A 13630-nucleotide genomic window follows, 5' to 3' on the forward strand; every position below is an offset into this window, starting at 1 on the left:
AGCCGTCATGGCCTTGCTACAACTGGAGCGCATCAGCGCACAGTACCCCGGCGCCGCCGACCCGGTGCTGGCGGATATTTCCCTGACCCTGGGACCGCAGCAACTGCTGGTTGCCCTGGGCCCTTCCGGCAGCGGCAAGACCTCACTGCTGAACCTGATCGCCGGCTTCGTCGCGCCCAGCGCCGGGCGCATCAGCCTCGACGGCGTGCCGGTGCAGGGCCCGGGCGCCGAGCGCGGCGTGGTGTTCCAGGATGACGCCCTGCTGCCCTGGCAGGACGTGCTGGGCAACGTCGCCTTCGGCCTGGAACTGGCCGGCGTGGCCCGCGCCAAACGTGAGGCCAGGGCCCGGGAGATGCTCGCCCTGGTGGACCTGGCCGGCTTCGACCAGCGCCGCATCTGGCAGCTCTCCGGTGGCCAGAAGCAGCGCGTGGGCCTGGCCCGCGCCCTGGCGGCCGACCCGCGAGTGCTGCTGATGGACGAACCCTTCGGCGCCCTCGACGCCTTCACCCGCGAGCAGATGCAGGAGCTGCTGCTGCAAGTCTGGCAACGCACCGCCAAGCCGGTGTTCCTGATTACCCACGACATCGAGGAAGCGGTATTCCTCGCCACCGACCTGATCCTGCTAGCGCCCAACCCGGGGCAGATCGTCGAGCGCCTGCACCTGGACTTCGGCCAGCGCTATGCCGCCGGCGAATCAGCGCGGGCGATCAAATCCGACCCGTTGTTTATCGAAACCCGCGAACACGTGCTGGCCCGGGTGTTCTCCCAGCGCAGCGCCAGCCAGCAGCAGGAGCGCCCATGAGCAGCTACCAGATTCCCGCCACCGCCACCCGTGAGGCCAAGCCGAAAGCGCCGCTGCCGGTGCGTCGCAGCCTGAGCACCCGCTGGATCAGCATGCTGACCCTGGTCAGCCTGCTGGCCCTGTGGTGGGCGGTCACCGCCACGGGCCTGATCGAACCGCTGTTCCTGCCGCCCCCATCGGCAGTGCTGGAAAAAGGCTGGTTGCTGGCCACCAGCGGCTATATGGATTCCACCCTCTGGCAGCACCTGGCGGCGAGCCTGCAACGCATCGGCCTGGCCCTGGGCTTTGCCGTGCTGACGGCGATACCGGTGGGCATCGCCATTGGCGCCAACCGCATTGCCCGTGGCGTGCTCGACCCCTTGATCGAGTTCTACCGACCGATTCCGCCCCTGGCCTACCTGCCGCTGATCGTCATCTGGTGCGGCATTGGCGAGCTGTCCAAGGTGCTGCTGATCTACCTGGCGATCTTCGCCCCGATCGCCATTGCCACCGCCACCGGCGTGCGCACCGTGGACCCGGCCAAGCTGCGCGCCGCCCAGTCCCTGGGTGCTACCCGGGCCCAGCTGATTCGTCATGTAATCCTGCCCAGCGCCCTGCCGGACATCCTCACCGGGGTGCGCATCGGCCTGGGCGTGGGCTGGTCGACCCTGGTGGCGGCGGAGCTGATCGCCGCCACCAGCGGCCTGGGGTTCATGGTGCAGTCCGCCGCGCAGTTCCTGGTCACCGATGTGGTGGTGCTGGGGATCCTGGTGATTGCCCTGATCGCCTTCGCCCTGGAAATGGGCCTGCGCGCCCTGCAACGCAAACTGGTGCCCTGGCACGGCCAATCTCACTGACAACGAACGATCCCTCTCCCCCGTGTAGGAGCTGGCTTGCCAGCGAACAGGCCCCCACGCCTGGCAGCGACCGCTCCTGCAACACCGCGAATACGAGAACCACCATGAGCCTGACCATCACCCCTTTAAGCTCCGCCCTCGGCGCCCAGATCAGCGGCGTCGATATCAGCCAGCCACTGAGCGTTGAACTGCGCGATGCCATCGAGCAGGCGCTGCTCAAGCACCAGGTGCTATTCCTACGCAACCAGCCCATCACCCCACAGCAGCAGGCGCACTTCGCCGCCAACTTCGGCGACCTGCATATCCACCCGATCTACCCCCATGTGCCGGAACAGCCGGAAGTGCTGATCCTCGACACCGCCGAAACCGACGTGCGCGACAACGCCATCTGGCACACCGACGTGACCTTCCTGCCCACCCCGGCCCTGGGCGCGGTGCTCAGCGCCAAGCTGCTGCCGGAGTTCGGCGGCGACACCCTGTGGGCCAGCGGCATCGCCGCCTACGAGGCCCTGTCGGAGCCGATGAAAAACCTGCTGCAGGGCCTGACCGCGACCCACGACTTCACCAAGTCCTTCCCCCTGGAACGCTTCGGCAATACCCCCGAAGACCTGGCGCGCTGGGAACAGGCCCGGCGCAACAACCCGCCGCTGTCGCACCCGGTGATCCGCACCCACCCGGTCAGCGGGCGCAAGTCGCTGTTCGTCAACGAAGGCTTCACCACCAGGATCAACGAACTGTCGGAGAGCGAAAGCGCCGCCATCCTCCCACTGCTGTTCGCCCACGCCACCCGCCCGGAATTCACCATCCGCTGGCGCTGGCAGGAAAACGACCTGGCCTTCTGGGACAACCGCGTGACCCAGCACTACGCCGTCGACGACTACCGCCCGCAGCGCCGAGTGATGCAACGCGCGACCATTCTGGGGGATGTGCCGTTCTTTCGTTGAAAGTGCGTGAACGGCAGTTCCTGACAGCCTGAGCGGCCATTGCGATGACTGATGATCCCTCCACAAATATGTGGGGGGAGTTGCAAAGAAATACCGCACCGTGAAAGTAACAAGCTTGCATGCTGGTAAGAGCGACAAAACTATAGAGAGGTGAGGCAAGGCCCCACAATCAGGCAAAGGCGTTGGAATGCGTAAGGAAAATCTATTTTCACAAATAGCCAGAAAGCGGCGCTAAAACGCGGCAAATACCTTGGATAAGCCATGAATCTGTCCTAAAAGTCCGCCAATCAAACAGATTGCGGTGAACAGTCATGGCAACCAAAGAAGAAATACAGCAGTTCATCAGGAGCCAGATTCATCAGGATTTTTTTGATGAGTTGGAGGTTCTGCTTCCCCAGACCTTTCAGAAGGCAGTGAAAGAGACCCGGGCATTATTGGCTCACACTCCTGCCGAATATCTTCGAGGGCAATTGCGCCACTCACTGGTCCAGGACGCACTGGCCAGCCTGCGACGCTGGAGTCCGGTGGTTCTGGCCACCGACCCGAGTGGGCACCACTACGTTCTGTTGAAAATTGGCTGTGTACGCATTACCGCCGTTGTCCTGCCGTGGCAGAAAGAAGTGCGCGAGGCAAAACATCGACGCGAACTGAAAGCATTGAACGAGTTTCTCGCCCCGACCCAACTGGACTGGATCGACGGTTTGCAACAAGCGCTGGACGAAAAGCTGATTCACGCTCTGGTCATCGTCCATGCCCCTCCACCCAACGAAACCGATCAATCGGAGCCCAGGGCCATCACCCTCGCGGTACCCTTTTTCAATGGCAAGGGCTTTCACATGAATTGTCCCCTGGAGGAACTGCTCGGAGGCTACTCCGGTGAGGCGCTCAACGAACAGAAACCCATGGAGCTGGTGGTATTGCGAGATAAGATGCAGCGCATCGAAGAGGCCGAAGCCCAACTCACCGATAAGCCTGTGGCCAAGAGGTAAACCATGAGAACTGGAGTCGCGAGCTTTTACTCAGAGCGCCTCAAACAGTTGCGCCTCGCTTTGGGGATCACCCAAACAGCATTGGCCGAAAAGGTGGGGCATACCTCTGGAAACATCTCAAAATGGGAAAATGGATTGCAGGAGCCTGAGGGTGAAGCCTTCCAGCGCTTGTGTGAAGTGTTTGGCGTCAGCGAAAACTGGCTGCTTGAACAGCCGGTTGAAACCGCTCAGAACACGCCATTTTTCTTCCGCTCCCAAGTCAGTACCACAAGCAATGCCCGAGACATTGCCGAGGTCCGCCTGGAGTGGCTGCAGAATATTTCTTACAAGCTTCAGGAAAGCCTTGAGTTCGCGGCGGTCAATGTCCCGCATTTGACAGAAACCAACTGCCAGGTGATCTCCGAACAGGAAATCGAGCAAATGGCCAGCGAATGCAGGCACGCCTGGGGGTTGGGAATCGCACCTGTTGCCAATGTGGTTCAAGCACTCGAGAACGCCGGAGTCATCTGCGCCCGGACCACATTGGGCCATCTGAAAATGGACGGTGTTTCAAACTGGTACGAACTGGACCAGCGGCCTTATGTACTCCTGGTCGCCGATAAGGCAAACGGCATCAGGAACCGTTTCGATGCAGCCCATGAACTCGGCCACATTGTTCTCCACCGCCATATTTCCAAGGAACAGTACGCCGCCAACCACGCGCTGCTTGAGTCTCAGGCCCACCGCTTCGCAAGCGCCTTCCTGATGCCTGCGGAAAGCTTCCTCCGGGAAATTCGCTGGCCCACCCTGGATACTTTGCTGGCGTTGAAGTCACGCTGGAAAGTCTCTGTCGCGGCCATGGTGCATCGTTGCGTGGATCTGGAAATCATCAACGACACCACGACGACTCGGCTGTGGAAAGCTAGATCAGCCAGAGGCTGGGTCAAAGGCGAGCCGATGGATGGCGACTTTGATTTTGAACGACCACAGCTGATTGCACGTGGCGTGAAAATGCTGGTGGAAAACAAAGTGCTTTCCAGGTCCCAGGTCAGGCAATTGCTGGGCTTGCCAGTGCCTATTCTGGAAAGCCTGTGCAGCCTGGATGAAGGCTACTTTGACCTTCCAGACCAGTCGCAGGTCATCAATATGCAACTCAGAAAACGCTCGGCGAGGGATCAGTTCTTTAGTGAAACCGCAGAAATTCTCGGCTTTCCCAATAAAAGATAATCCCCTGTAGGAGCGAGCTTGCTCGCGATGGCCGTGAACGATAACGCGCGTTCACTGGGAACGTGCGTCGCCTTCAAATTCATCGCGAGCAAGCTCGCTCCTACCATTGGCCAAGCACTACTTGGCAGTAGAACTCGGCGCCGGCTTCTTCTTGCGATTAGCGATATGAATCGCTCGGCCATTCACCGCCAGCGCGGCTTCATGCAGGGCTTCGGACAGGGTCGGGTGGGCGAATATCATCATGCCCAGGTCTTCGGCGCTGGTGCCGAACTCCATGCCGATCGCCTCTTGCTGCACCAGCTCCGCCGCGCCCGGGCCAATCACATGCACCCCCAGCACCCGGTCGCTGCGGGCGTCGGCTATGACCTTGACCAGCCCGGCGCTGTCATTGGCCGCCAGGGCCCGGCTGCTGGCGGAGAAGGGGAAGGTGCCGATATTCAGCTCGATTCCCTGGGCCTTGAGGGCCTGCTCGGTCTGGCCGACCCAGGCGATTTCCGGGTGGGTGTAGATCACCGAAGGAATCAGCCCGTAGTTGAGCGGATGCCGATGACCGACCAGGCTCTCGACCACCATCAGCCCTTCTTCCGAAGCCTTGTGCGCCAGCATTGGCCCACGCACCACGTCGCCGATGGCGAACACCCCGGGGACGCTGGTGCGGCATTGCTCGTCGACATGGATAAAGCCCCGCTCGTCCAGCGCTACGCCACTGTCGATGGCCAGCAGGTCGGCGGTCAGCGGGCGGCGGCCAACGGCGACAATCAGCCGGTCAAAGACCTGCTGTTGCTCCTCGCCCGCCTCGCTGAGGCTGACCTTGACCCTGTCACCCTGCACTTCAGTAGCCGTCACCCGGGCGCCCAGGCGGATATCCAGGCCCTGCTTGCCGAGGATCTTCTGCGCCTCCCTGGCAATCTGCAGATCCACCGCCGGCAGGAAGCTGTCGAGGGCTTCCAGCACCGTCACTTCGGCGCCCAGGCGAGCCCACACCGAGCCCAGCTCCAGCCCGATGACCCCGGCGCCGATCACCCCGAGGCGCTTGGGCACACGGGTGAACTCCAGGGCACCGCTGGAATCGACTATCACCTCACCCGCAAGCGGCGCCGCCGGGATCTCGATCGGCCGCGAACCCGGCGCAAGGATGATGTACTGGCCGCTGATGCACTGGGTACTGCCGTCGGCGCCGGTGACCTGTACCTGCCGGTTGGCCAGCAACCTGCCGTGGCCTTCCAGCAAGGCCACGCCATTGGCCTTGAACAGCGAGGCAATGCCGCCGTTGAAATTGCGCACCACGGCATCCTTGCGCGCCAGCATGGCCGGCACATCCAGCTGCGGCTCGAGGATCGAGATACCGTGCAGCGCAAAGCCGTGACGCGCCTGGTCATAGTGCAGGGAGCTGTCCAGCAGCGCCTTGGACGGAATGCAGCCCAGGTTCAGGCAGGTGCCACCCAAGGCGACCTTGCCGTCCTTGCCCTGGTAGCGCTCGATACAGACCGTGTTCAGCCCCAGTTGCGCGGCGCGGATCGCGGCGACATAACCGCCAGGGCCGCCGCCGATCACTATCACATCGTAGGCGTGGTTCATGCGCGCTCCTCCCCTGCACAGACAAAATCGACCACGGCGCCCAGGGTCGCCCGGTCCTTGAGAATCTTCAGATGGCCCAGCCCGCGGGTTTCCAAGACCTGCCGGTGATGCAGGGCGGCGGCAAAGGATTGAAGGTCACTGGCCGGAATCTCCTGGTCCTGCTGGTCGTGCACCAGCAGCACCGGAATCTGCACCTGAGGGCCATAACGGCTGACCGCCAGGCTGGCCATGTCCTGTTGGTAGCGTTGTTCAACTAGCAACTGCAGGCGCTGGCGAACCTTGTCGTTGATCCACAGGAACGCCGCGAAACGCCGCACCACGTCTTCGATATCCGCCGGCGCCGCCAACAGCACCGCCCGGTCAAAACCCCTACCAACCTCGGTACTCAAGGCATAGCCCGCAGCGGCGGCGCCCAGGGAATGGCCGACCAGGCTGTCGAACGGCCCCAGTTGCCGCTGCACCTGGTGGAGCATGGCGACAAAGGTTGGCAACGAAGCCTGCCGGCCGCCACTGGCGCCATGGCCGATGCAGTCGAAGCACAGCACTTCGCACTCCTGCTCCAGCAGCAGTGCAATCAGGTGCTGCCACTGGGTACTGGCGCCACTCCAGCCGTGCATCAACAACACTCGGCGACGCGCCTGCGGCGGGGCCCAACGAAAACAGCGCAAGCGGCCCTCGGCGGTGTCCAGGTCCTGCTCCGTGGCCCTGGGCAGCGTCGGCGGGAATGGCTGGCGCAGCCGTTGTGGCGTGGTGAACATCTTCAGCGCTCGCCGCGCGGCACGCCGAGGCAGCAAGCGCGACTCGATCCAGAAGCTGGCGCGCAGCGCGCCCAGCACCCCCTGGTAAATGCCCTTGAACAGGGTCTTCCTGAAGCCACCGCGGCGCGGTATCGGCAATGCTTCTTGCGTACTCATGGGGAACTGTCTCCTGAATTGCGGTTAGTCGGTGGTACGGCGGCTGGGCCAGCCAGGGCACCCTTGCACAGCGGCACCAGCAACAGCGCCACCACAAACATCAGCGCCATCAGGCGGAACACGTCGGCAAAGGCCAGGGTCAGGGCTTCGCGCCCCAGCAACCGGCCGAAGACGCCCTGGGCCATCAGCAGGGCCTGGCCGGGGTCGGGTGTGTCGGCGGCAATTTTCAGGGCCAGTTGCCCCATGAGTTCCTGGGCGGCAGTCGCTTGCCTGCCCAGGGACTCGGACAGGCGCAGCGCCTGGGTCCGGGCGTCGTCCTGCAACCAGGTATTGACCGTGGCGATGCCGATGGCGCCACCCAGGTTGCGCATCAGGTTGAACAGCCCAGAGGCCTGGCGCAGCGCCACGCCCTGGAACGAACCCAGGGCCATGTTGACGCTGGGCACTATGCACAGCATGAGGAACAGGCCACGCACCACCTGGGGCACCAGCAATTCGCCGAAGCCCCAGTTGGAGGTGATGCGCGAGGTCAGCCACAGGCTCAGGGCCAGCCCCAGAAAACCCACCGAGACGATCAGGCGTCGGTCGACTTTCTCCGAAGCCCGGGCCGCGATCACGGTGCTCAGCAGTTGCCCGATGCCCACCACAAACACCGTGGTGCCGATCTCCAGGCTGTCGAAACCGCGCACCCGGCCGAGGAACACCGGAACCAGATAGGTCGAGGCGTACAGGCCGAATCCAATCACCAGATTGAGCAGGCAGGCCACGCTGAAAGTGCGGTCGCGAAACGGCGCCAGCGACACGATCGGGTTGAGCGAATACAGCGAGCGCTCGATAAACAGGCCAAAGGACACCAGGCCAATCCACGCGGCGATCAGAATCCCGCTGTCACCGAACCAGTCCTTGCGCGGGCCCTCTTCCAGCACATATTCGAAGCAGCCCAGGGCCAGGGCCATAGCCAGCAGATGCAGCCAGTCGATGCGCCGCAGCAGGGACAGATCGGCACGATCGACATCGATCAGCAGGGCCGCGCCGATGCAAATCAACAGGCCCGGCAGCAGGTTGATAAAGAAGATCCAGCGCCAGTCCAGGTAGAAGGTCACCAGCCCGCCCACCGTGGGCCCCAGGGTCGGCGCCAGCACCGCGGTCATGCCGAGAATCGCCGGCACCAGTGCCCGCTGCTTGCCTTCGAACAGCAGGAAGCCCATGGCAAATACCGTGGGCACCATGGCCCCGCCGGCAAAACCTTGCAGCGCCCGTAACACGATCATCGACTCGATGTTCCAGGCCAGCCCGCAGCCCATGCTGAACAAGGTGAAGAACGCCGCGCTGGCACTGAACAGCCAGCGCGTGGACAGCGCCTGGGCGAGAAAGGCCGAGAAGGGAATCATGATCAGTTCGGCGATCAGATAGGCCGTCTGCACCCAGCTCACTTCATCGGGCCCGGCACTGAGCCCGGCCTGCACATCATTTAGCGAGGCGGCGACTATCTGGATATCGATCAGCGCCATGAACATGCCGAAGGCCATGACGGTGAACACCAGGAACTTGCGCCGGGCAGGTGCCTGGGCTGCTGCACTCGGGAGCTCGGATACGCTTGTCGTCACGCTGAATCTCCCCGGTAGAATTTCGCCCATCACATGAATATTATGATCGTAATATAAATTGCCATGGAGCTTCAACATGGAGCACAGCACCCAGGCGCAGAGCGCCATGCAACAGGCCACGCCAGAGGCTTCAGCACCGCGCCGGCGCTCCAGACGGCCACTGTTCGCCGGGATTGCGGCCCTGCTTTTGGTGATGGCCGGGGTGGGCTGGGTGCTGCTGGCGCCTTCCAGCGAAAGCACCGACGACGCCTATATCGCCGCCGATGCCACCTCGGTCGCGCCACGGGTGCATGGCCTGGTGAGCGCCGTGCTGGTCAGCGACCACCAGAACGTCAGCGCCGGCCAACCCCTGGTACGAATCGACAGCGAGGAATTCGACAGCCGGGTCAACCTGGCCAGCGGCGACCTGGCCGACAGCCTGGCGCAAGTCGCCCAGGCCCAGGCCGCGCTGCAGATCCAGGACGCGCAACAGCGCCTGGCCGATACCCGAGTGCTGGCGGCACGTACGTCGATCCGCAGCACCCAGGCCGAATCCCTGCGCGCCGGCACTGAGCGCAAGCGCTTCGATACCCTGGTCAATTCGGGCGCCGTGGCCCGCAACGAAGTCGACAAATACACCACCCAGGCGATCTCGGCCGAGCAGGGCCTGGCCCACGCCCAGGCCCTGCTGCAGGTGGCACAAAGCGACCTGGCGGTGACCCTGGCACAACGCCAGCGCCTGCAGGCGCAATTGCAAATTGCCCAGGCCAGGGTGCTAAGCGCCAGGGCTCGCCTGGAACTGGCGCAACAGGACCAGCGCCACGCCACCGTCTATGCACCCATGGACGGCACCGTGGGCAATCGTCAGGTTCAGGTGGGGGATTACGTGCAACCGGGCTCGCGCCTGCTGACCCTGGTACCACTGCATCAACTCTACGTGCTGGCCAACTTCAAGGAGACCCAGACCCAGCACATGCACCCGGGCCAGCCGACGCGAATTCGCATCGATGCCCTGCCGGGAGTGACCCTGACCGGCACCGTGGACAGCCTGGCCCCGGGCTCGGGTTCGACCTTCGCCCTGCTGCCCTTCGAACCGGGCACCGGCAACTTCACCAAGATCGTGCAGCGAGTGCCGGTACGCATTCGCTTCGACGCCCAACAGGCGGATCTGCAACGCCTGCGCCCGGGCCTGTCGGTGACCGCCAGGGTCGACCTGGACGATACGCAGCAAGCGCCCCTGGCCGATACCCGACCCGCCCTGACGATCAGCGCCAACAGCAGCCGATAGGCGCCCTCGCCACTCGGCAAACGGCCCCCGACAGATCCCTCTGCCGGAGGCCGTTGCCTTCAATTCGCCAACAGGCGCCCTACTCCGCCAGCGACGGTTTCTCCCACAGGTTGATCCGCCCTTCCCGGGCAAAGTGATCGATCTGCACCAGCTCCTCGACGCTGAAGCTGAGGTTTTGCAGGGCACCGACGTTTTCCACTATCTGCTCCGGCCGACTGGCGCCGATCAGTGCCGAAGTCACCCGCGGATCGCGCAGGGTCCAGGCCAGGGCCAGCTGCGCCAGGCTTTGCCCACGGCTGCTGGCGATTTCATTCAGGGCCCGCACCAGGGCGATATTGGCCTCGGACAAATGCGCCGCCTGCAACGAGCCGCCACCCGGGCGATTGACCCGCGCATCCTCGGGAATGCCATTGAGGTACTTGTCGGTGAGCAGGCCCTGGGCCAGCGGGGTAAAGGCGATCACCCCGACCCCCAACGCCTCGGTGGTGTCCAGCAGATCCTTCTCCACCCAGCGGTTGAGCAGGTTGTAGGCCGGCTGATGAATCAGCAGCGGCACCTTCCACTCCTTGAGCAGCGCGACCATTTCCCGGGTCTTCACCCCCGAGTAGGAAGAGATGCCAATATACAGCGCCTTGCCCTGCTGCACCGCACTGGCCAGGGCGCTGGCGGTTTCCTCCAGCGGCGTGTCCGGGTCGAAGCGGTGGGAATAGAAGATATCCACATAGTCCAGGCCCATGCGCTGCAGGCTCTGGTCGAGGCTGGCCAGCACATATTTGCGCGAGCCACCGCCCTGGCCGTAGGGGCCGGGCCACATGTCCCAGCCGGCCTTGCTGGAAATGATCAGCTCATCGCGGTAGGCCTTGAAGTCTTCCTGCAGCAGGCGGCCGAAATTGATTTCGGCGCTGCCATAGGGCGGCCCGTAGTTGTTGGCCAGGTCGAAGTGGTTGATCCCCAGGTCGAAGGCGGTGCGCAGCAAGGCGCGCTGGGTGTCGATCGGCGTGCTGTCGCCAAAGTTGTGCCACAGCCCCAGCGACAGCGCCGGCAAGACCAGGCCGCTGCGACCGACACGACGATAGGGCATGGCTTCATAGCGATTTTCGGCAGCTTGATAAGTCATCGGATCCTCTCTGGATTGGAGTGCCCCGATACGACCGATAGGGCCGCTCGGGCTTCGAGCACCGCCAGCAGTGGCAGGGCCCCGGTAAACGACTTCTTCAGTGATAACGACTCTTGGCCTGGCCCAGTGTCCGGCCTGCCCATGCTGTTCTGAGCCAGGTAGGCCGTGGCAGTTCCTGTGGAATTCTCGTCAATCTGCACATTCGGGCCTGACAACCATGATTTCGTACCGAATTCGTACTGACTAACAGCCTGTTTCAACGCCCTAAAAACCCAAAAACCCTGTCTAGCACAGGCCACCAAGCAGCATTTATTGCGTATTTACTGGCAAAAACTGCCGCTCAGCCCCTAAAAACAGCTATTTCGGCATTCATTGGCCTGTATCGAATGAAGCAAGGGAAAGTGCTGAATATTTGCATTTACGTACTACATACCACAGTACTTTATCGTAGCTAGCATTGATGGCAATCTGCCCCATCAGCGAGCTGGCAGTCGCCAGGGCGCAAGGCCGGGGCAGGCGTTCGAGGCAATAGGCGAAATGCAGCCGCCAATGGGTGCGGGCAAGCAGTCATGGGCGTCAGGTTCCGGGTAGCAAACCAGGCGTCGAAACCCGCCATCCAAGGGCTCTGCGCCTATTATTTATAGACCGCATGCAGCACTTCTGCCCGGCCCTGGAGCAGGGAAAAAGGGCGCGAAATAGGCTTAAAAAGAGGTTGGAAGGGATGCCAGAAGGGCCTCCCCCCTGCACATAAAGGGGGAGTGAATTGGGGCCCGTCACCGAGGCGGCCATTGCGGCAGCGGCGGGTAACGGGCAGCTAAAGCCAAGGGCACACAGCAGGGCCCAACGTAGCACCCGGCCGAACGGCGATGCCTATTGTCAGGCAGACAGCTCGCGCAGCGCGGCGGCCGCCAGAAAGCCGGAACGGGAGCTGTAGCGCTGATCACGCTTGACCCGCTGGTCGATGCGTTCGAGCAGATGCTCGGGCAAGGTGGCGTTAAAGCGCACCGATTTGCCGAAGTACGGCGTCACATCGAACTCCACCACCCCCCATACGCCACCGGCGTATTCAGGGTTGTCCAGATGCAGGTCGATCTCGTGCACCTGGGGCAGTGGCTCGCCATCGGCCACCAGCCCCTCGTAATGCAGCGACAGCGCTTCCTTGACGTTCTCGAACGCCTGGGACACGGTCTGGCCGGCGGAGTAACAGCCCGGCACATCCGGGACTATCACCCCGTATTCGGAGTCGGCATCCTTGTGCAGAACCACCGGAAATTTCATCTCGTTGGACTCCTCGTGCAGTAACGGGCTCATTTCAAACCCACCTTACCCAACCAGGCAGGCGCAATACACACCATACACACTTAGTTAACCACTACGCTGACGGCCCATCGCCTGACCACAGCCCGCCTCTACTCCGCCTCGGCAAACACCTGGGCCAGCCAGTCGACAAATACCCGCACCCGCGGCGACAGATGGCGGCTGTGGGGGTAGACCACCGACACCGGCATGGCCGGCGGTGGCGTGTCGCTGAGGATTTCCCGCAGCCGCCCCTGGGCCAGCGCTTCGGCCACGTGATAGTGCGGGCACTGGATGATGCCCAGCCCGGCCAGCGCCGAAGCGCTGTAGATCTCGGCGCCGAATACCGACAGGGCGCCGTCGATATGCACCTGGCGAACCTGGCCATCGCGCACGAATTCAAAGGGATAGAGCCGGTTGCCAGTGCGCGATACATAGTTCACCGCGCGATGTTCCGCCAGATCCCCCAGGCAGTGGGGCTGACCATGGCGTGCCAGGTATTCGGGGCTGGCACAGGTGACCTGGCGCAGGCTCGCCACCCGCCGGGCCACCAGGCTGGAATCTCCCAGGTGGCCAGCGCGCAATACACAGTCCACGCCTTCGGCGATCAGGTCGACGAAGTGATCGGCCTCGCTGATAGCCAGTTCGATCTGTGGATAACCTTGCATGAACTGCCCCAGCCGCGGGATCACGAAATGCCCGGCCAGGGTGCCGTGCATATCCACTCGCAGGCGCCCCTGGGGTTGCACCGTGCGAAACGCCAGTTCGGCCTCCTCCAGCTCCGCCAGCAGTTGCACGCAGCGCGGGTAATAGGCCTCGCCATCCAGGGTCGGGCGTACCCGGCGGGTGCTGCGCTCCAGCAGCCGAGTGCCGAGCCAGGCCTCGAACTGGTTGAGGGTATGGGTCAGGGTCGCCCGGGGCAGATTCAGATCGTCGGCGGCCAGGGTGAAGCTGCTGCGCTCGTAGATCCGCACGAAGACTTTCATCGCTTTGACTTGATCCACAGCGCACTCCACAGGCTTGATTGTTGGTGAATATTGAACAGTCAAGGCAACTCTGGCGCATTTATCCACA

General features: G+C 63.0%; 12 protein-coding genes. 6 read left to right on the plus strand and 6 right to left on the minus strand.

The window, feature by feature from the left end; genetic code table 11:
• Positions 1 to 7: 7 nt before the first annotated feature.
• The 5 genes from tauB (at position 8) to J4P02_RS27810 (ending at position 4777) form a co-directional block, all read left to right on the plus strand.
• Positions 8 to 802 carry a taurine ABC transporter ATP-binding subunit gene (tauB, locus tag J4P02_RS27790; protein WP_426196441.1) on the plus strand — a complete coding sequence of 265 codons (795 nt, stop codon included), beginning with the start codon at positions 8 to 10 and terminating at the stop codon, positions 800 to 802.
• Complete coding sequence (gene tauC / locus J4P02_RS27795) at positions 799 to 1638, plus strand: taurine ABC transporter permease TauC (protein WP_426196443.1); 840 nt, start codon at positions 799 to 801, stop codon at positions 1636 to 1638. Before tauB ends, tauC begins: the two co-directional genes overlap by 4 nt.
• Positions 1639 to 1742: 104 nt before the next feature.
• Positions 1743 to 2582, plus strand: a complete 840-nt coding sequence (gene tauD, locus J4P02_RS27800; protein WP_426196445.1) for a taurine dioxygenase — start codon at positions 1743 to 1745, stop codon at positions 2580 to 2582.
• Between the two features lie 311 nt (positions 2583 to 2893).
• Complete coding sequence (locus J4P02_RS27805; RefSeq protein WP_426196447.1) at positions 2894 to 3571, plus strand: hypothetical protein; 678 nt, start codon at positions 2894 to 2896, stop codon at positions 3569 to 3571.
• 3 nt (positions 3572 to 3574) lie between these two features.
• Positions 3575 to 4777, plus strand: a complete 1203-nt coding sequence (locus J4P02_RS27810) for an XRE family transcriptional regulator (RefSeq protein WP_426196449.1) — start codon at positions 3575 to 3577, stop codon at positions 4775 to 4777.
• A gap of 117 nt (positions 4778 to 4894) precedes the next feature.
• Here J4P02_RS27810 and lpdA read toward each other — a convergent pair whose 3' ends face one another.
• From lpdA to J4P02_RS27825, 3 genes are read right to left on the minus strand one after another with little or no spacing between them, the layout of a single operon-like run.
• Positions 4895 to 6355: a dihydrolipoyl dehydrogenase gene (lpdA, locus tag J4P02_RS27815; protein WP_426196451.1), complete on the minus strand. Its 1461-nt coding sequence runs from the start codon at positions 6353 to 6355 to the stop codon at positions 4895 to 4897.
• The gene (locus tag J4P02_RS27820) at positions 6352 to 7269 is read right to left on the minus strand and encodes an alpha/beta hydrolase (RefSeq protein WP_426196453.1); all 918 of its coding nucleotides are present in this window, start codon (positions 7267 to 7269) and stop codon (positions 6352 to 6354) included. Before J4P02_RS27820 ends, lpdA begins: the two co-directional genes overlap by 4 nt.
• On the minus strand, positions 7266 to 8876 hold the full coding sequence (locus J4P02_RS27825) for a DHA2 family efflux MFS transporter permease subunit (protein WP_426196455.1): 1611 nt from the start codon (positions 8874 to 8876) through the stop codon (positions 7266 to 7268). Before J4P02_RS27825 ends, J4P02_RS27820 begins: the two co-directional genes overlap by 4 nt.
• Positions 8877 to 8952: 76 nt before the next feature.
• Between J4P02_RS27825 and J4P02_RS27830 the strand changes: the two genes are divergently transcribed.
• Complete coding sequence (locus J4P02_RS27830; protein WP_426196457.1) at positions 8953 to 10143, plus strand: HlyD family secretion protein; 1191 nt, start codon at positions 8953 to 8955, stop codon at positions 10141 to 10143.
• Positions 10144 to 10222: 79 nt separating this feature from the next.
• Here the strand turns inward: J4P02_RS27830 and mgrA are convergent, their stop codons facing one another.
• The 3 genes from mgrA to J4P02_RS27845 all read right to left on the minus strand — a co-directional run bounded on the left by mgrA (position 10223) and on the right by J4P02_RS27845 (position 13560).
• On the minus strand, positions 10223 to 11260 hold the full coding sequence (mgrA, locus tag J4P02_RS27835; protein WP_426196459.1) for an L-glyceraldehyde 3-phosphate reductase: 1038 nt from the start codon (positions 11258 to 11260) through the stop codon (positions 10223 to 10225).
• A gap of 876 nt (positions 11261 to 12136) precedes the next feature.
• Positions 12137 to 12538: a type II toxin-antitoxin system HicB family antitoxin gene (locus tag J4P02_RS27840; protein WP_426196518.1), complete on the minus strand. Its 402-nt coding sequence runs from the start codon at positions 12536 to 12538 to the stop codon at positions 12137 to 12139.
• A 131-nt stretch (positions 12539 to 12669) separates the two neighbouring features.
• Complete coding sequence (locus J4P02_RS27845; protein ID WP_426196462.1) at positions 12670 to 13560, minus strand: LysR family transcriptional regulator; 891 nt, start codon at positions 13558 to 13560, stop codon at positions 12670 to 12672.
• Positions 13561 to 13630: the final 70 nt, after the last annotated feature.

The sequence above is a fragment of the Pseudomonas sp. NFXW11 genome (genome assembly GCF_049887815.1).
Lineage (GTDB): Bacteria > Pseudomonadota > Gammaproteobacteria > Pseudomonadales > Pseudomonadaceae > Aquipseudomonas.